Source organism: Citrobacter sp. CK185, from assembly GCF_030333565.1.
Classification (GTDB): Bacteria; Pseudomonadota; Gammaproteobacteria; order Enterobacterales; family Enterobacteriaceae; genus Citrobacter_B; species Citrobacter_B koseri.
The window spans coordinates 1,194,928-1,213,748 of record NZ_JAOWFR010000026.1 but is presented as its reverse complement, the minus strand read 5'-3'; the positions used below and the strand labels follow the sequence as shown (position 1 = coordinate 1,213,748).

Sequence of the window (18,821 nt, the reverse complement as noted above, 5' to 3'; positions counted from 1 at the left end):
ATTCATTTATTGGTATCGCATGAACCCCATCGTAATTAATCGGCTTCAACGGAAGCTGGGCTACACTTTTACTCATCAGGAGCTGTTGCAGCAGGCATTAACCCACCGCAGCGCCAGCAGTAAACACAATGAGCGTTTAGAATTTTTAGGCGACTCGATTTTGAGCTTTGTTATCGCCAACGCGCTTTATCACCGCTTCCCGCGTGTGGACGAAGGTGATATGAGTCGTATGCGCGCCACGCTGGTGCGCGGCAATACGCTGGCGGAATTGGCCCGTGAATTTGATCTGGGTGAATGCTTACGTTTAGGGCCAGGTGAACTGAAAAGCGGCGGCTACCGTCGTGAATCTATTCTGGCGGATACCGTAGAAGCGTTAATCGGCGGCGTTTTTCTCGACAGCGATATCCAAACCGTCGAGAAGTTGATCCTTAACTGGTATCAAACGCGCCTGAATGAAATCAGCCCGGGCGATAAACAAAAAGATCCGAAAACGCGTTTGCAGGAATATTTGCAGGGTCGTCATCTCCCGCTGCCGTCTTATCTGGTGGTGCAGGTGCGCGGCGAAGCACACGATCAGGAATTTACTATCCACTGCCAGGTCAGCGGCCTGAGTGAACCGGTGGTTGGCACGGGTTCGAGCCGTCGTAAGGCGGAGCAGGCTGCCGCCGAACAGGCGCTGAAAAAACTGGAGCTGGAATGAGCGAAGATAAAAGCTATTGCGGATTTATTGCCATCGTCGGACGTCCGAACGTAGGCAAATCCACCCTGTTGAACAAGCTGCTCGGACAGAAGATCTCGATCACGTCCCGTAAAGCGCAGACCACGCGTCACCGTATCGTTGGTATCCATACCGAAGGGGCGTACCAGGCTATCTATGTTGATACGCCGGGGCTGCATATGGAAGAAAAACGCGCCATCAACCGCCTGATGAACAAGGCGGCAAGCAGCTCGATTGGCGACGTTGAGCTGGTCATTTTTGTCGTGGAAGGCACCCGCTGGACGCCGGACGACGAGATGGTGCTGAATAAACTGCGCGACGGTAAAGCGCCGGTCATTCTGGCCGTTAACAAAGTGGATAACGTACAGGAAAAAGCCGATCTGCTGCCGCATCTGCAATTCCTGGCAAGCCAGATGAACTTCCTCGATATCGTGCCTGTTTCTGCGGAAACTGGCATGAACGTGGATACCATCGCTGGTATCGTGCGTAAGCACCTGCCAGAAGCGACTCATCACTTCCCGGAAGATTACATCACCGATCGTTCACAGCGCTTTATGGCGTCTGAAATCATCCGTGAAAAACTGATGCGTTTCCTCGGTGCCGAACTGCCGTATTCCGTAACCGTTGAGATTGAACGTTTCGTTTCTAACGAACGCGGCGGTTATGATATTAACGGCCTGATCCTCGTTGAGCGCGAAGGGCAGAAGAAGATGGTCATTGGCAACAAAGGAGCCAAAATCAAGACCATCGGTATCGAAGCGCGAAAAGACATGCAGGAAATGTTCGAAGCGCCGGTACACCTGGAACTGTGGGTGAAAGTGAAATCCGGCTGGGCCGATGACGAGCGTGCGCTGCGCAGTCTCGGTTATGTAGACGACCTCTGAGTTAGCACTACGTGGAAGGCTGGCAGAGAGCTTTCGTCCTGCATAGTCGCCCCTGGAGCGAAACCAGCCTGATGCTGGACGTCTTCACGGAAGAGTCGGGACGTGTGCGTCTGGTTGCCAAAGGTGCACGCTCTAAACGTTCCAGTCTGAAAGGCGCATTACAACCTTTTACGCCACTGTTGCTCCGCTTTGGCGGGCGCGGCGAGGTGAAAACCTTACGCAGCGCTGAAGCGGTCTCTCTGGCGCTCCCCTTAAGCGGTATCACGCTTTATAGCGGTTTGTACATCAACGAACTGCTTTCCCGCGTTCTGGAATACGAAACGCGCTTCTCTGAACTCTTTTTTGATTACCTGAACTGTATTCAGTCGCTGGCTGGCGCGACCGGTTCGCCCGAACCTGCGCTTCGCCGTTTCGAACTCGCCCTGCTGGGGCATCTGGGCTACGGCGTGGATTTTCTGCATTGCGCAGGGAGCGGCGAGACGGTCGATGACACCATGACCTACCGCTATCGCGAAGAGAAGGGATTCATGGCCAGCGTGGTCATTGATAACAGCACCTTTACCGGGCGGCATCTGAAAGCGCTGGATGCACGAGAATTTCCTGATGTTGATACGTTGCGCGCGGCGAAACGCTTTACCCGCATGGCGCTAAAGCCGTATCTTGGTGGTAAGCCGTTAAAAAGCCGGGAACTGTTTCGACAATTTATGCCGAAACGGCCAGGGCGGGCAGAAAATACGAATAATGATTAACGAGGATTGTCATGGCTGAATTACTGTTAGGCGTCAACATTGACCATATTGCCACTTTACGTAATGCGCGTGGTACTGCTTACCCCGACCCGGTACAGGCGGCGTTTATCGCCGAGCAGGCGGGGGCGGATGGTATAACCGTACACCTGCGCGAGGATCGTCGCCATATTACCGACCGTGATGTACGCATTTTGCGCCAGACGCTGGATACGCGTATGAATCTGGAAATGGCGGTGACTGAAGAGATGCTGGCGATTGCCGTTGAGACGAAGCCGCATTTTTGCTGCCTGGTGCCGGAAAAACGTCAGGAAGTGACCACCGAAGGCGGGCTGGACGTCGCGGGTCAGCGTGACAAAATGCGTGATGCCTGCAAACGGCTGGCAGATGCAGGCATTCTGGTATCGCTGTTCATTGATGCCGATGAAGAACAGATTAAAGCCGCTGCGGACGTTGGCGCACCGTACATTGAAATCCATACCGGCTGTTATGCGGATGCCAAAACGGATGCTGAGCAAGCGCAGGAACTGGCGCGCATCGCCAAAGCGGCGACGTTTGCGGCAAGCCTGGGGCTGAAAGTGAACGCCGGTCATGGCCTGACCTATCACAATGTGCAGGCCATTGCCGCACTGCCGGAAATGCATGAACTGAACATCGGTCATGCCATTATTGGGCGGGCGGTCATGAGCGGCCTGAAAGAGGCGGTCGCCGAGATGAAACGCCTGATGCTGGAAGCGCGCGGCTAATGGCGATTCTGGGGTTAGGCACGGATATTGTGGAGATCGCCCGCATTGAGGCGGTGATCTCCCGTTCTGGAGAGCGCCTGGCAAGACGCGTGCTTAGCGACAACGAATGGGCTATCTGGGAGACGCATCAGCAACCGGTGCGTTTTCTCGCCAAGCGTTTTGCGGTAAAAGAGGCGGCGGCAAAAGCGTTCGGCACCGGCATTCGCAACGGGCTGGCGTTCAATCAGTTTGAAGTGTTTAACGATGAGCTGGGTAAACCGCGTTTGCGTTTGTGGGGCGAGGCGTTGAAACTGGCGGAGAGGCTGGGCGTGGCGCATATGCATGTGACATTAGCGGATGAACGTCATTACGCCTGTGCGACGGTGATCATCGAAAGCTAGATTCGGGTCTTTGTAGGCCGGATAAGGCGTTTACGCCGCCATCCGGCCTGGCGTCATTCCATCAGGGTGGGTTACAGCTTATCTGCGTGATGCATCAGAACAAACTTATCCCACAGCTGTTCTTCCGTTTCGACATGCGCCGGGTCTTTGAGAATGGTATTGGGGATCGGGCACACCTTCTGGCAGGTCGGTGTTTCGTAATGGCCCACGCATTCGGTGCATTTGTCGCTGTTAATCTCGTAAATGCTGTCGCCCATTGAAATCGCCTCATTCGGGCATTCAGGCTCGCACATATCGCAATTGATACACTTTTTAGTGATTAACAGGGCCATCAGGAAACTCTCAAAACATCACAAACCGGGCGGGCATTATACGCGCATTCTTTGCTCAGACCAGTTTTTTTACCAGGGCCTCACTGTGGCGAATACGCTCTGGCGCGCGCCCCAAATCCTGCTGTACCAGCGCCATAAAGAGCAAATCCGTCAACATCGTCTGCGCATGCGTAGAGGAGATTGCGGCGCTGCGCGTGGCCTGCTCTTCGGCGATCGTATACAGGCAACGGGTGGCGCGTTGTTGCAGGGCATTCGGTGTAAAGCCGGTGATCGCCAGAACCTTTCCTCCCACCCGCAACGTTTCATCCGCCGCCATATTCAACTCTCTGCGCTCGCCGCTATAGGAGATAGCCAGCAGGAGATCGTCCGGCGCCAGCGCCTGCACGGTGGCTAACAGCGCATGCATATCGTGTTCGGCGACGACATTGAATCCTATCTTCATCAGCTTCCAGGCGAAGTTCTGCGCCACCAGGCCCGATGTGCCAATACCGGTTATGACAACACGCCGGGCATTGCGCAGCATCATGACGCTTTCGAACAATTTCTCTTCGCTGTTAACATCGAGCGTTGCGTGCATTGCGGCGACATTTTCCTCGATCAATTTTTCGCCGACAAGCCGCATCGGATCGTCGCCCCGGATCTGATTATGTACCGGAATAGAGTGAGGATTTGGATTGCTGGCCAGCGCTTCGCTGATCGCCAGCTTCAGTGCCGGAAAGCCTTTGAAGCCCAGTTTCTGCGCGAATTTCACCACGCTGGACTGACTGACGCCCGCCTCAACGGCAAGCTGTTGTGAGCTGAGATGCCGTGTATCATCCGGCTGAGCAAGAATATAATCAGCAAGCTTTTTATCGCTTTGTGCGAGGTCCGGATAACGCTGACGTATACGAATCAAACAGTTCATGAGGACTCCTGGCGAAAAACATGACGGGGATCATAAAAAGATTTTCCCTCGCCCGAAAGAATATAATATTCCATTGTTATAGTTATTATGAATTAAAAATTCCTAAGGAACAAAAATGAATCTCGGCTCGTTAGTTTCAGAAACCCGCAATCCACAGACTATGGATCTTGACGCACTCCCTACGCTTGAGCTGGTTCATCGTTTTAATCAACAGGATACGCTTGTAGCGCAAGCAGTAAAAGAGACGCTGCCAGACATTGCCCGCGCGGTAGATGCCGCCGCCGACGCCTTAAAGGCGGGAGGGCGCATTATTTATATGGGCGCAGGCACCAGCGGACGCCTTGGCGTTCTGGACGCCTCCGAATGCCCACCAACGTTTGGCGTACCGCACGGGCTGGTGATCGGGCTGATTGCCGGTGGGCCCGGCGCGCTGCTGAAAGCGGTGGAAGGCGCGGAAGACAGTCAGCAGTTAGGGGAGGACGATCTCCGGGCGCTTAACGTGACCGCGCAGGATCTGGTTGTCGGGCTGGCGGCGTCCGGTCGTACGCCGTACGTCATTGGCGGGTTGAAATACGCGCGTCAGGTGGGCTGCGTCACGGTGGCTATCTCCTGTAATCCCGATTCTCCCATCGCGCGTGAAGCTGACATCGCCATCTCGCCGGTCGTTGGGCCGGAGGCGCTAACCGGTTCGACGCGACTGAAATCCGGTACTGCGCAAAAACTGGTGCTCAATATGATCTCCACCGGGGCGATGGTGAAGTTCGGCAAGGTGTACCAGAACCTGATGGTGGATATGAAAGCCACCAACGTTAAGCTCGTCGACAGAGCGTGCCGGATGGTGGTTGAGGCTACCGGGATTACGCGTGAAGAGGCCGAAGCGTTGCTTAAGCAGACAGATTTCGAGGTTAAACCGGCCATTCTGATGGCGCTTACCGGGCTGAATGCCGAAGACGCAAGGGCGAAATTGTCCGCTCACCGGGGATTTCTACGGGCGGCGTTAGAACGCTAACGTTACCGGAAAATTGAGGTTCTATCTGTTAGTCTATCTGGTAACGATTATCGCCGGGTTTCGGTTGACCCGGCTATTGGGCTTCAACAATCCAGAGGAGTAGGGTTTGGTTAATCACGAGCGTCGTGTCGTATTTTTTGATTTGGACGGTACGTTGCACCAGCAGGATATGTTTGGCAGTTTCCTGCGTTATCTGTTGCGTCGCCAGCCGCTGAATGCGTTGCTCGTGCTGCCGTTATTGCCGGTTATCGGGATTGGCTTGTTGATTGAAGGTCGGGCGGCGCGTTGGCCGATGAGCCTGCTGTTATGGGGTTGTACCTTCGGTCACAGTGAAGCGCGGCTCAAGGCGCATCAGGCGGATTTCGTTCGCTGGTTTCGCGATAACGTCACGGCGTTTCCGGTTGTTCAGGAGCGCCTGACGACCTATCTGTTAAGCTCTGACGCTGATATCTGGCTGATTACCGGCTCTCCGCAATCGCTGGTGGAACAGGTCTATTTCGATACGCTCTGGCTGCCGCGCGTGAACTTGATCGCCAGCCAGATGCGGCGTGGCTACGGCGGCTGGCTGCTGACTATGCGATGTCTGGGGCACGAGAAGGTCGCCCAACTGGAACGCCAGATTGGTGCGCCGTTACGTCTGTACAGCGGCTACAGCGACAGTAAGCAGGATAACCCGCTTCTCTATTTTTGCCAGCATCGCTGGCGCGTCACGCCGCGAGGGGAGCTCCAGCAACTCGAATAGAGTTAACGATAGCGCCCATGTATAATGCGCCCGCTTTTATTACCGGAGTGTCTCCTTTGTCTGATGTTGAATTTAGCCACGAATACTGGATGCGTCATGCGTTGACGCTGGCGAAACGCGCCTGGGATGAGCGTGAAGTGCCGGTTGGCGCGGTATTGGTGCATAACAATCGCGTCATTGGCGAAGGCTGGAACCGTCCGATAGGTCATCATGATCCCACTGCGCACGCTGAAATCATGGCGCTACGTCAGGGTGGGCTGGTGCTTCAGAACTACCGTTTGCTGGATACCACGCTTTACGTGACGCTGGAGCCGTGCGTGATGTGCGCGGGAGCAATGGTACACAGCCGCATTGGGCGGGTGGTATTTGGCGCTCGCGACGCGAAAACCGGCGCGGCAGGGTCGCTGATGGACGTATTGCATCATCCGGGCATGAACCACCGCGTAGAGATCACCGAAGGTGTGTTACGCGATGAGTGCGCAGCGCTGCTCAGTGATTTCTTTCGCATGCGTCGCCAGGAGATCAAAGCGCTAAAAAAATCTTCGCAAGAATCGTTGTAGGGCGGCCAGGGCGTGAAAGCGTCCAGCCCTGTGAGATTAGTTTTCGTCTTTCTTCTTCAGTGAAAACGGCAAAGAAGGAGAGTGTGACAGGTAGTTCGATGACGGCTGCGATAAGAAAGAAGAGAAAGGAAATGTCTCCGTGTCAAACTCGGCCGGAGACACTGCCGGGTAATCCTGCGCCAGCTTTATCGCTTCTGCCGTCTGCTTCTCTTTTTCTTGCAGATAGCCGACCAGGCTAATCTGATACTTCCGAATATTTTCCACATAAGCGTAGGCTTCATGCCCGCGCGCATAGCCGTACGTCAGCTTGCTGTAATATTGTTTCTGGCTGAGCAGCGGCAGCCGTTGTTTTACATCGGCCCAGCTATCCGGGTTGCCCCTGGTCTTGACCGTCAACGCACGGGCATCAAGCATATGCGCATAACCCATGTTATAGGCGGCGAGCGCAAACCAGATACGCTCCTCTTCCGGCACGGTTTCAGGCACTTTGCCCATCATATCCTGGATATAACGCACACCGCCGCTGATGCTCTGTTCCGCATCGGTACGGTCCGTCAGCCCCAGACTTTGCGCGGTGTTTTTGGTGAGCATCATCAGACCGCGAACGCCCGTCGGGGAGGTGGCCAGCGGGTCCCAGTGCGACTCCTGATAGGAAATTGCGGCCAGCAGGCGCCAGTCTATCTCCTGCGCGTATTTTTCAAACAACGGCTGGAGATCGGGCAGTACGCCGTCCACGGCCCGCAGGAAGGTGCGGGTATCGACATAATCAAAATCGTCGCCGTGCCCCAGATACTTCTCTTCCATACGCGCCAGTGAGCCGTCTTCATTAATAGCGTTGAAGAAATCGAGCAGCGCAGCGGAAAGCGTGTTGTCATCGTCCAGTTGGCTAAACCAGGTGACAGGCTGCTCATCGGTGACATCCAGCGCGACGGCCAGTTCAGGATGTACGCGCTGGAACAGGCTGATCGCGACAGAATCGGCAATGGTATAGTCCAGATTGCCGCTGATGACTTCGCTGAGCAGCGCCGCCGTCCCTTTTTTGTCATCGACTTTCCAGCTCAGATCGGGAAATTTTGTCTCTTTCAGCGCCTGCAAGTCATTCACCACGACATGCCCAGGCGCGATAGAGAGCTGGTTTTCATTCACCGTGGCCAGCGTGCGAGGCCGGTATTGTCCTACCCGGTAAACCAGCTGTTGCGAAACGGAATAGTAGGTCGGGCCGGGTTGATAATTCTTCACGCGCTCGCTGTTGTAAACCAGTCCTGCCGCCAGCAGATCGGCGTTGCCATTATCTAAATCGTCAAATAGCTGGCTGATATTCTGGCGTACGGTAATTTTCAGCTTTACGCCAAGATAGCTGGCGAACTGCTGCGCCAGTTCGTAATCCAGACCGTACTTTTTTCCGTTAATGCGGGCGTAGGTCAGCGGCGACTCTATTGTTGAGACGCGTAACTCTCCCCGCGATTGGATCGCGGCGATACGATTGTCGGCTTTGCCGAACCAGGGGATTGATGGCCAGAGGGCCGCTGCCAGCAGCAGAGTCAATATGCCGATGAACAGATAATTAATCTTTAATTTTTTCAATTAGTTAATTCTCTGAATCGTGCGTAATCTCAGCCTGCTAATGTCATTTTGGTGGGTTAAAATCATCATGAATGTGCGGCATTTTGCGCAACAATGCGCCAGTTGGCAACTAATTAGAATGATTGGCCGCACCGTATGATAAGAAAAGGCGGCGATTTTATTTCGACGCAAACGGTTTCGTCGGGGCGTCAGATTCTTTATAATGTCGCCCGTTTTCCCCCTTGCGCACACTTAAAGCGCCTCAGGCGCTTCGAAGACGAGAGACTTATGATGGAAATTCTGCGTGGTTCGCCTGCACTGTCTGCATTCCGTATTAACAAACTGCTGGCGCGTTTTCAGGCGGCCAATCTTCAGGTCCACAATATTTACGCTGAGTATGTCCATTTTGCTGACCTGAGCGCCCCCTTAAACGAGGATGAGCACGCGCAACTTGCACGTTTGCTGAAATATGGGCCGAGCTTAAGCAGCCATACCCCTGAAGGAAAGCTGCTGCTGGTCACGCCGCGTCCTGGCACCATCTCCCCCTGGTCTTCCAAAGCGACTGATATCGCCCATAACTGCGGTCTGCAACAGGTAAGCCGCCTGGAGCGTGGCGTTGCATACTACGTTGAAGCCGCTACGCTCACGGCTGAACAGTGGCAGACGATTGCCGCTGAACTGCACGACCGGATGATGGAGACCGTGTTCTCTTCTTTATCTGATGCGGAAAAACTGTTTGTTCATCACCAGCCTGCGCCGGTTGCCAGTGTGGATCTGCTGGGTGAAGGGCGTCAGGCGCTGACTGACGCCAACCTGCGTCTGGGCCTGGCGCTGGCGGATGACGAAATTGATTACCTGCAAGACGCCTTTACGAAGCTGGGGCGCAATCCGAACGATATCGAACTGTATATGTTCGCGCAGGCAAACTCCGAACACTGTCGCCATAAGATTTTTAACGCTGACTGGGTTATCGACGGGAAACCGCAGCCGAAGTCGCTGTTTAAGATGATCAAAAACACCTTTGAAACCACGCCGGATCATGTGTTGTCTGCCTATAAAGATAACGCGGCGGTGATGGAAGGTTCTGACGTGGGACGCTACTTCGCTGACCACGAGAGCGGTCGCTATGACTTCCATCAGGAGCCTGCGCATATCCTGATGAAGGTGGAAACCCATAACCACCCGACGGCGATCTCGCCGTGGCCGGGCGCGGCGACTGGTTCCGGTGGTGAGATTCGTGATGAAGGCGCAACCGGACGCGGCGCGAAGCCAAAAGCGGGTCTGGTGGGCTTCTCCGTGTCTAACCTGTGTATTCCGGGCTTTGAGCAGCCGTGGGAAGAAGATTTTGGTAAACCAGAGCGTATCGTTACCGCGCTGGACATTATGACCGAAGGCCCGCTGGGCGGCGCGGCGTTTAATAATGAATTTGGTCGCCCGGCGTTGAACGGGTACTTCCGTACTTACGAAGAAAAAGTAAACAGCCACAACGGCGAAGAGCTGCGCGGCTACCACAAGCCGATCATGCTGGCGGGCGGGATCGGCAACATCCGCGCCGATCACGTACAGAAAGGCGAGATCGTCGTTGGCGCGAAGCTGATCGTGCTCGGTGGGCCGGCGATGAACATTGGCCTGGGGGGCGGGGCGGCGTCCTCTATGGCTTCTGGTCAGTCGGATGCGGAGCTCGACTTTGCCTCCGTACAGCGTGATAACCCGGAAATGGAACGTCGCTGCCAGGAAGTGATCGACCGCTGCTGGCAGTTAGGCGATGCTAACCCGATCCTGTTTATTCACGACGTCGGGGCAGGCGGTCTCTCCAACGCGATGCCGGAGCTGGTGAGCGACGGCGGGCGCGGCGGTAAATTTGAGCTGCGCGATATCCTCAGCGATGAGCCGGGCATGAGCCCGCTGGAAATCTGGTGTAACGAGTCTCAGGAGCGTTATGTGCTGGCCGTGGCCGCCGACCAGTTGCCGCTGTTTGATGAGTTGTGCAAGCGTGAGCGCGCGCCGTATGCGGTGATCGGTGAGGCCACCGAAGAACAGCATCTGTCCCTGAACGACCGTCATTTCGATAATCAACCGATCGATCTGCCGCTGGACGTGCTGCTGGGTAAAACGCCGAAAATGACCCGCGACGTGCAGACGCTGACAGCGAAAGGCGATGCGCTGGATCGTGCTGATATCACGATTGCTGACGCGGTTAAACGGGTTCTGCATCTGCCGACCGTGGCGGAGAAAACATTCCTGGTGACCATTGGCGACCGTACCGTGACCGGTATGGTGGCGCGCGATCAGATGGTCGGCCCGTGGCAGGTGCCGGTGGCGAACTGCGCGGTGACCACCGCCAGCCTCGACAGCTACTACGGTGAAGCGATGTCTATCGGTGAACGTGCGCCGGTAGCGCTGCTGGACTTTGCCGCTTCCGCCCGTCTGGCCGTTGGCGAAGCGCTGATGAACATCGCCGCGACCCAGATTGGCGATATCAAACGCATCAAGCTGTCCGCAAACTGGATGGCGGCGGCCGGTCATCCGGGTGAAGATGCCGGTCTGTATGACGCGGTGAAAGCGGTAGGCGAAGAACTCTGCCCGCAGCTTGGCCTGACGATTCCGGTGGGCAAAGACTCTATGTCGATGAAAACCCGCTGGCAGGAAGGCAACGAGCAGCGCGAAATGACCTCGCCGCTGTCGCTGGTGATTTCCGCGTTTGCCCGCGTGGAAGATGTGCGTCATACCATCACGCCGCAGCTCTCGACCGAAGATAACGCGCTGCTGCTGATCGATTTGGGTCAGGGGCATAACGCGCTGGGCGCAACGGCGCTGGCGCAGGTGTATCGTCAACTGGGCGACAAACCGGCAGACGTGCGCGATGTGGCACAGTTGAAAGGCTTCTACGATGCGATTCAGGCGCTGGTGGCGCAGCGTAAACTGCTGGCGTATCACGACCGTTCCGACGGCGGCCTGCTGGTCACGCTTGCCGAGATGGCCTTTACCGGTCACTGCGGTATTCAGGTCGATATTGCAACATCTGGCGACGATCGCCTGGCGGCGCTGTTTAACGAAGAGCTGGGCGCAGTGATTCAGGTGCGGGCGGCCGATCGCGAAGCGGTCGAGGCGCTGCTGGCGAAGCACGGTCTGAGTGACTGCGTACACTATTTAGGTCAGGCCGTTTCCGGCGACCGTTTTGTGATTGAATCCAACGGGCAGGTCGTCTTCAGCGAAAGCCGCACCACGCTTCGTACCTGGTGGGCGGAAACGACCTGGCAGATGCAGCGCCTGCGCGACAACCCGGAATGTGCCGATCAGGAACATGACGCAAAAACCAACGATGCCGACCCGGGTCTGAACGTGAAATTGTCGTTCGATATCAATGAAGATATCGCCGCGCCGTATATTGCTACCGGCGCGCGTCCGAAGGTTGCCGTACTGCGCGAACAGGGCGTGAACTCCCACGTTGAGATGGCGGCGGCGTTCCATCGCGCGGGCTTTGACGCGATTGATGTGCATATGAGCGATCTGCTGGCTGGCCGTATTGGGCTGGGTAATTTCCAGGCGCTGGTTGCCTGTGGCGGTTTCTCTTACGGTGACGTGCTGGGCGCGGGTGAAGGCTGGGCGAAATCGATTCTGTTCAACAATCGCGTACGCGACGAGTTCGAAACGTTCTTCCACCGCCCGCAGACGCTGGCGCTTGGCGTATGTAACGGTTGCCAGATGATGTCTAACCTGCGTGAACTGATTCCGGGGAGCGAGCTGTGGCCGCGTTTTGTGCGTAACCATTCTGACCGTTTTGAAGCGCGCTTCAGCCTGGTGGAAGTGACCCAAAGCCCGTCTCTGCTGTTGCAGGGAATGGTTGGCTCACAGATGCCTGTCGCGGTGTCCCACGGTGAAGGACGCGTTGAAGTGCGTGACGATGCGCATCTGGCCGGACTGGAAAGCAAAGGTCTGGTTGCGCTGCGTTATGTCGATAACTTCGGTAAGGTTACGGAAAACTACCCGGCCAACCCGAACGGATCGCCAAATGGCATCACCGCCGTTACCACGGAAAACGGTCGTGCAACCATTATGATGCCGCACCCGGAGCGCGTCTTCCGCACCGTCAGCAACTCCTGGCACCCGGAAAACTGGGGCGAAGACAGCCCGTGGATGCGTATTTTCCGCAATGCGCGTAAGCAGTTAGGTTAATCCGCACGTAAATGGCCCGATAAGCAAAGCGCTATCGGGCCTGGACATACGCGTAGGCCGGATAAGGCGAAGCCGCCATCCGGCAAGGAAGCTTCCGTAAGGGAGCTTTTTTTTGCCCAGCCATCAACCATAAAGGTGTCGGGAAATGCCGACATCAGCAGATTGTTTGTGTCGCCAAAAGGAGACATTTAACTCATTGATTTACAAAGATGGCGTAAGGTTTGTTTTTAGGTGTCTCTGAATGGCGACACCTTGATGAAATTTTGTTCGTTTTGTAATGGTGACGGTTTCTCTATAAAACCAAATAAAATCATAATGTTAATTATTTGTTTTCAGAATTGGCACACTTACTGCATAATAGTAACCAGTGGCTCATTCACCTTCTTATGTCAGCCCCTTCGGGAAGCGCTACATAAACTTCGAATGACGCACAACAAGGTGCCTGCCGTCCAACTTCTGATAATAGCGTCGCTTTATCAACCACCGGGCGAAACGTCGAGTTAGGCACCGCCTTATTCCATAACAAAGCCGGGTTAATCCCGGCTTTGTTGTATCTGATGTTCCCCTCGGTTAGCATCCTTGTATCCTTATCCGATGAGAGTAACGCCTTGAAGCGCTGGTCTGTTTTTCCCCGGTCCTTGCGACAACTGGTTATGCTGGCATTTCTGCTGATTCTGTTACCTTTGTTGGTACTGGCCTGGCAGGCCTGGCAAAGTCTCAACGCGCTCAGTGCCCAGGCGGCGCAGACTAACCGCACCACGCTGATAGATGCCCGGCGCAGCGAAGCGATGACCAACGTGGCGCTGGAGATGGAGCGCAGCTACCGGCAATATTGCGTGCTCGACGACCGTACGCTGGCGAAGGTGTATCAGAGCCAGCGAAAACGCTACAGCGAAATGCTGGACGCACATGCGGGAGTATTGCCGGACGCTAAACTTTACCAGGCGCTACGCGATGATCTGAACGGTCTTGCACAATTACAGTGTAAAAATAGCGGCCCTGACGCTACCGCCGCCGCGCGGCTGGAGGCTTTTGCCAATGCCAATACGGAAATGGTGCAGGCAACGCGCACGGTGGTGTTCTCGCGCGGGCAGCAGTTACAGCAGGAAATCGCAGAGCGCGGACAATTCTTCGGCTGGCAGGCGCTGGTGCTGTTTCTGGTCAGTCTGGCGATGGTACTGCTTTTTACAAGGATGATCATTGGGCCGGTGAAAGGGATAGAACGGATGATTAACCGGCTGGGAGAAGGGCGCTCTCTGGGGAATACCGTGTCGTTTACCGGGCCGCGCGAGCTGCGTTCGGTGGGGCAGCGCATTATCTGGTTGAGTGAACGTCTGTCCTGGCTGGAATCCCAACGGCATCAGTTTTTACGTCACCTGTCGCATGAGCTGAAAACGCCGCTGGCCAGTATGCGCGAAGGGACAGAGCTGCTGGCCGATCAGGTCGTGGGGCCGTTGACGCCGGAGCAAAAAGAGGTCGTCGGCATTCTGGACGATAGCAGCCGCAACTTACAGAAGTTGATTGAGCAACTGCTTGATTACAACAGGAAACTGGCAGACAGCGCGATTGAGATGGAAACCGTGGAGCTTGAACCGCTGGTGGATATGGTGGTTTCCGCTCACAGTTTGCCTGCGCGCGCTAAAATGATGCATACCGAGGTCAGGCTGGCTATCGACAGCTGTCTGGCCGAGCCGATGCTATTAATGAGCGTGCTGGACAATCTTTATTCCAATGCGGTGCACTATGGCGCTGAATCCGGTAACATTTGTATTCGCAGCAATGTATATGGTTCAAAGGCGCACATTGATGTGATCAATACGGGCACGCCGATCCCGGAAGCGGAAAGGGCCATGATTTTTGAACCCTTTTTCCAGGGAAGCCATCAGCGTAAAGGTGCGGTGAAGGGGAGCGGATTAGGGTTAAGTATCGCCAGGGACTGCATCCGTCGTATGCAGGGGGAACTGTATCTGGTCGATGAGAATGCGCAAGAAGTTTGCTTTCGTATAGAACTGCCGCTATCTGCATCGAAAAACCACTAAAAATGAAGCTAAGCCTGGTGAGTATGCCACACGTTTTTGTTCGAGTTCTGAAGCGATTATTTCCCCGAAGAGGATGGTTAGCGAGTGTGCCTTGCCTGGTGCTGATGGGGTGCGCGCCACATGCCGCGAAGCATGTCGTAAATGATGCGTCGCAGGAAAAAATTCCACCGTATCAGCTGGCGGATTATCTCTCTACCGACTGTTCGGATATCTGGTTACTCAAAGGGCCATCGACGGATAACAATCCGCTTTACTGGCAGCGGGCAATTGATTGTGCCGATCGCCTGTTGCCTGTTCAGTCACGCAATGAAGCGCGGGCGCTGGAAGATGGCAGCTGGCAGAACACGTTCAAACGCGGGATTCTGCTGGCGGATGCTAAAATTACGCCCCTTGAACGGCGCGATATGGTCACTCGCCTCGATGCGCTAAGCGCGCAAATTCCCGCTCAGGTGCGCCCGCTCTATCAGCTCTGGCGCGACGGTCAGGCGCTACAGTTACAGCTTGCCGAAGAGCGCCAGCGTTACAGTAAACTCCAGCAAGCGTCGGATAGCGAGCTTGATACGTTGCGTCAGCAGCATCAGCACTTACAGGCGCAGCTCGATCTCACGACGCGCAAGCTGGAGAATCTGACTGATATTGAGCGTCAGCTCTCCACGCGCAAACCCGCAGGCAACTACAATCCTGACGCGACACACGGAAATGACAAACCCGCAGCGCCTGACGACGGCGCATCTTCCACACTGCCACAAGATGAGGTAACGCCATGATAAGCCGCAAACCGGCACATCTGCTGCTCGTGGACGATGACCCGGGGCTGTTGAAACTGCTGGGGATGCGCCTGACCAGCGAAGGCTACAGCGTCGTGACGGCGGAAAGCGGTCAGGAAGGGCTGCGCGTACTGAATCGCGAGAAAGTGGATCTGGTCATTAGCGATCTGCGGATGGATGAAATGGATGGCATGCAGCTGTTCACGGAAATCCAGAAAGTCCAGCCTGGCATACCCGTCATCATTTTGACCGCACACGGCTCTATTCCTGATGCGGTGGCGGCGACGCAAAAAGGCGTGTTTAGCTTTCTGACCAAACCGGTCGATAAAGATGCGCTGTATCAGGCCATTGATGACGCGCTTGAACAGTCGGCGCCGGCAATGGACGACAGCTGGCGCGAATCAATCGTTACGCGCAGTCCGTTGATGATACGCCTGCTGGAACAGGCGCGGATGGTGGCGCAATCGGATGTCAGCGTGCTGATTAACGGGCAAAGCGGCACCGGGAAAGAGATTTTCGCGCAGGCTATCCATAACGCCAGCCCGCGCAGCAGTAAACCTTTCATCGCCATTAACTGCGGCGCGCTGCCGGAACAGCTACTGGAGTCCGAACTGTTTGGCCACGCGCGCGGGGCGTTTACCGGCGCGGTCAGCAATCGCGAAGGGTTATTTCAGGCGGCGGAAGGCGGCACGCTGTTTCTTGACGAAATCGGCGATATGCCCGCGCCGTTACAGGTTAAGCTGCTGCGCGTTCTGCAAGAGCGCAAAGTCAGACCGCTTGGCAGCAATCGCGATATCGATATTGATGTGCGCATTATCTCCGCAACGCACCGCGATCTGCCTAAGGCGATGGCGCGGGGTGAATTTCGCGAAGACTTATATTACCGTCTGAACGTGGTGAGTCTGAAGATCCCGACGCTGGCGGAGCGTACGGAAGATATTCCGCTGCTGGCGAATCATCTTCTGCGCCAGTCAGCAGAGCGGCATAAACCGTTTGTGCGGGCGTTTTCAACGGATGCGATGAAGCGTCTGATGACCGCAAGCTGGCCGGGAAACGTGCGTCAGTTGGTGAACGTTATTGAGCAGTGCGTGGCGTTAACTTCCTCGCCGGTCATCAGCGACGCGCTGGTAGAGCAGGCGCTGGAAGGCGAAAATACGGCGCTGCCGACGTTTGTTGAGGCGCGTAATCAGTTTGAGCTTAACTACTTGCGTAAACTGCTGCAAATCACCAAAGGGAATGTCACCCATGCGGCGAGAATGGCAGGACGTAACCGGACGGAATTTTATAAGCTGCTCTCGCGCCATGAGTTGGATGCAAACGATTTCAAAGAGTAGTTTTCATGCCGTAAAGTAGCGTGAATTATGTTACGTTTATCAGATTAAAAGACAGGCGACCTTTTCAAGGAATAGCATGAAAAAGATTGATGCGATTATTAAACCCTTCAAGCTGGACGACGTCCGTGAAGCGCTGGCTGAGGTAGGCATTACCGGTATGACGGTTACCGAAGTGAAAGGCTTTGGGCGTCAGAAAGGCCATACCGAGCTGTACCGTGGCGCGGAATATATGGTGGATTTTCTGCCGAAGGTGAAAATTGAAATCGTGGTGACCGACGATATCGTGGATACCTGCGTTGACACCATTATTCGCACCGCGCAGACGGGGAAAATCGGTGACGGTAAAATTTTCGTCTTTGACGTTGCGCGCGTGATTCGTATTCGTACCGGTGAAGAAGACGACGCGGCAATTTAAGCCGCGTCGTGCTTGCCGGATGGCGGTGTAAACACCTTATCTGGCCTACAAAATCCCGTAGGCCTGATAAGCGCAGCGCCATCAGGCATGACTTAATTACAGCACTTTATGTGGGCCGAAGCATTCGTAATGAATGTTTTCGCTTTTCACGCCCAGCCCTGTCAGCTGCTTCGCAGCAAACTGCATAAAGCCGACCGGACCGCACAGATAAAACTGCATTGCCGGATCGCTGATCGCACTTTCCAGTTTGTTTAAATCCATCAGACCTGTGCTGTCGAACGCGCCATTCGCACGATCGGCTTCTGTCGGTTCGCGATACCAGGTATGTGCGGTAAAGCGCGGCAGGGTTTTACCCAGCTCGCTCACTTCATCTGCAAACGCATGCACGTCGCCGTTTTCCGCCGCGTGGAACCAGTTCACCTGCGCGGTGTGGTTGGCTTTGGTCAGCGTATCCAGCATAGCCAGCATCGGAGTCTGGCCGACGCCTGCGGAAATCAGGGAAACAGGCGTATCCGTTGCGACATCCATGAAGAAATCACCTGCCGGAGCGGCTAAGTGGACGATATCGCCGACGCTTGCGTGGTTGTGCAGCCAGCTGGAAACCTGACCGCCATCTTCACGCTTAACTGCGATGCGATAACCTTTACCATCCGGCTTGCGGGTCAGGGAATACTGACGGATCTCCTGATGCGGGAAGCCTTCCGGTTTCAGCCAGACCCCCAGGTATTGACCCGGATGATATTCTGCGACCGGGCCGCCATCGACCGGTTCAAATTCAAAGCTGGTAATCAGGGCGCTGCGCGGCGTTTTCGCGACGATGCGGAACGGACGAGTGCCTTCCCAGCCGCCATTCTTGCTGGCGTTTTCGCTGTAGATTTGCGCTTCGCGATTGATAAAGACATTGGCCAGAACGCCATACGCTTTACCCCAGGCATCCAGCACTTCCTGGCCTGGGCTGAACATTTCGTCCAGCGTTGCCAGCAGGTGGCCGCCAACGATGTTGTACTGTTCTGGTTTGATCTGGAAACTGGTGTGCTTCTGGGCGATTTTTTCTACCGCAGGCAGCAGCGCAGGCAGGTTTTCGATATTGCTGGCATAGGCCGCGATGGCGTTAAACAGCGCTTCACGTTGATCGCCATTTCGCTGGTTACTCATGTTAAAAATTTCTTTGAGTTCAGGGTTGTGGGTAAACATGCGATCGTAGAAATGGGCGGTCAGTTTTGGACCGGTTTCAACCAGCAGGGGAATGGTGGCTTTTACTGTGGCGATGGTTTGAGCGTCAAGCATACTGTCTTCCTTTATCTGAGACTTTAATGATGTATGTCAAATGCATCTTATAAAAAATAACCCTGTATTGTAAATGGTTCTTTGTAACTTTGCGTTTTTAACGTTACAACGTGAAAAATCTGCATCACAAACCTGAAAAGAAATCCGTTGAAATTCGTAAGGTCTTCATTCGACAAAGCCTTGTACAGCATGAAGGTAATCGTTTGCGTAAAATCCTTT

Annotated in this window: 17 protein-coding genes and 2 pseudogenes; 14 read left to right on the top strand and 5 right to left on the bottom strand. The window is 55.0% G+C overall.

Annotated features, from left to right (window positions below):
- Positions 1-19 precede the first annotated feature (19 nt).
- From rnc to acpS, 5 genes are read left to right on the top strand one after another with little or no spacing between them, the layout of a single operon-like run.
- A complete protein-coding gene (gene rnc, locus OGV79_RS20400; RefSeq protein ID WP_024130107.1) occupies positions 20-700 on the top strand; it encodes a ribonuclease III in 681 nt (226 codons plus the stop codon).
- Complete coding sequence (gene era, locus OGV79_RS20395; RefSeq protein ID WP_012131214.1) at positions 697-1,602, top strand: GTPase Era; 906 nt, start codon at positions 697-699, stop codon at positions 1,600-1,602. The genes rnc and era overlap by 4 nt, the downstream gene beginning before the upstream one ends.
- A gap of 11 nt (positions 1,603-1,613) precedes the next feature.
- The gene (recO, locus tag OGV79_RS20390) at positions 1,614-2,351 is read left to right on the top strand and encodes a DNA repair protein RecO (protein WP_024130108.1); all 738 of its coding nucleotides are present in this window, start codon (positions 1,614-1,616) and stop codon (positions 2,349-2,351) included.
- An 11-nt stretch (positions 2,352-2,362) separates the two neighbouring features.
- Complete coding sequence (gene pdxJ, locus OGV79_RS20385) at positions 2,363-3,094, top strand: pyridoxine 5'-phosphate synthase (RefSeq protein WP_012131216.1); 732 nt, start codon at positions 2,363-2,365, stop codon at positions 3,092-3,094.
- Entirely contained in the window at positions 3,094-3,474 is a 381-nt protein-coding gene (gene acpS / locus OGV79_RS20380; RefSeq protein WP_012131217.1) for a holo-ACP synthase, read from the top strand. Before pdxJ ends, acpS begins: the two co-directional genes overlap by 1 nt.
- A 71-nt stretch (positions 3,475-3,545) precedes the next feature.
- Here the strand turns inward: acpS and yfhL are convergent, their stop codons facing one another.
- Both yfhL and OGV79_RS20370 read right to left on the bottom strand, forming a co-directional pair.
- Positions 3,546-3,806, bottom strand: a complete 261-nt coding sequence (gene yfhL, locus OGV79_RS20375; protein ID WP_012131218.1) for a 4Fe-4S dicluster ferredoxin YfhL — start codon at positions 3,804-3,806, stop codon at positions 3,546-3,548.
- Between the two features lie 55 nt (positions 3,807-3,861).
- Positions 3,862-4,710, bottom strand: coding sequence for a MurR/RpiR family transcriptional regulator (locus OGV79_RS20370; protein WP_012131219.1), 849 nt, complete (start codon positions 4,708-4,710; stop codon positions 3,862-3,864).
- A gap of 115 nt (positions 4,711-4,825) precedes the next feature.
- On the opposite strand from OGV79_RS20370, the gene murQ reads away from it, so the two are divergent.
- The 4 genes and pseudogenes from murQ (at position 4,826) to tadA (ending at position 7,021) form a co-directional block, all read left to right on the top strand.
- The gene (murQ, locus tag OGV79_RS20365; RefSeq protein WP_286468841.1) at positions 4,826-5,719 is read left to right on the top strand and encodes an N-acetylmuramic acid 6-phosphate etherase; all 894 of its coding nucleotides are present in this window, start codon (positions 4,826-4,828) and stop codon (positions 5,717-5,719) included.
- Position 5,720: 1 nt separating this feature from the next.
- Positions 5,721-5,822, top strand: a pseudogene (locus tag OGV79_RS20360) (PTS transporter subunit EIIC); the annotation flags it as partial.
- Positions 5,823-5,825: 3 nt separating this feature from the next.
- Positions 5,826-6,461, top strand: coding sequence for a phosphatidylglycerophosphatase C (gene yfhb, locus OGV79_RS20355; protein WP_286468840.1), 636 nt, complete (start codon positions 5,826-5,828; stop codon positions 6,459-6,461).
- 17 nt (positions 6,462-6,478) lie between these two features.
- Positions 6,479-7,021 (top strand): tRNA adenosine(34) deaminase TadA, encoded by a 543-nt coding sequence (gene tadA, locus OGV79_RS20350; RefSeq protein ID WP_012131222.1) that lies wholly within the window; start codon positions 6,479-6,481, stop codon positions 7,019-7,021.
- Positions 7,022-7,057: 36 nt separating this feature from the next.
- On the opposite strand, the gene mltF is transcribed toward tadA, so the two are convergent.
- Positions 7,058-8,605 carry a membrane-bound lytic murein transglycosylase MltF gene (gene mltF, locus OGV79_RS20345; protein WP_047461956.1) on the bottom strand — a complete coding sequence of 516 codons (1,548 nt, stop codon included), beginning with the start codon at positions 8,603-8,605 and terminating at the stop codon, positions 7,058-7,060.
- A 267-nt stretch (positions 8,606-8,872) separates the two neighbouring features.
- Between mltF and purL the strand changes: the two genes are divergently transcribed.
- The 5 genes from purL to glnB all read left to right on the top strand — a co-directional run bounded on the left by purL (position 8,873) and on the right by glnB (position 17,315).
- Complete coding sequence (purL, locus tag OGV79_RS20340) at positions 8,873-12,760, top strand: phosphoribosylformylglycinamidine synthase (protein WP_286468839.1); 3,888 nt, start codon at positions 8,873-8,875, stop codon at positions 12,758-12,760.
- Between the two features lie 608 nt (positions 12,761-13,368).
- On the top strand, positions 13,369-14,799 hold the full coding sequence (gene qseE, locus OGV79_RS20335) for a two component system sensor histidine kinase QseE/GlrK (protein WP_047461964.1): 1,431 nt from the start codon (positions 13,369-13,371) through the stop codon (positions 14,797-14,799).
- Between the two features lie 23 nt (positions 14,800-14,822).
- Positions 14,823-15,566: a two-component system QseEF-associated lipoprotein QseG gene (gene qseG, locus OGV79_RS20330; protein WP_048902375.1), complete on the top strand. Its 744-nt coding sequence runs from the start codon at positions 14,823-14,825 to the stop codon at positions 15,564-15,566.
- On the top strand, positions 15,566-16,900 hold the full coding sequence (gene glrR / locus OGV79_RS20325) for a two-component system response regulator GlrR (RefSeq protein ID WP_309146683.1): 1,335 nt from the start codon (positions 15,566-15,568) through the stop codon (positions 16,898-16,900). Before qseG ends, glrR begins: the two co-directional genes overlap by 1 nt.
- A 76-nt stretch (positions 16,901-16,976) precedes the next feature.
- Complete coding sequence (glnB, locus tag OGV79_RS20320; protein WP_002914032.1) at positions 16,977-17,315, top strand: nitrogen regulatory protein P-II; 339 nt, start codon at positions 16,977-16,979, stop codon at positions 17,313-17,315.
- On the opposite strand, the pseudogene OGV79_RS21750 reads toward glnB, so the two are convergent.
- A pseudogene (locus tag OGV79_RS21750) lies at positions 17,312-17,407 on the bottom strand (hypothetical protein); the annotation flags it as partial. The gene glnB and the pseudogene OGV79_RS21750 sit on opposite strands and share 4 nt — an antisense overlap.
- A 4-nt stretch (positions 17,408-17,411) precedes the next feature.
- Positions 17,412-18,602 (bottom strand): NO-inducible flavohemoprotein, encoded by a 1,191-nt coding sequence (gene hmpA, locus OGV79_RS20315; protein ID WP_012131231.1) that lies wholly within the window; start codon positions 18,600-18,602, stop codon positions 17,412-17,414.
- Between the last annotated feature and the right edge of the window lie 219 nt (positions 18,603-18,821).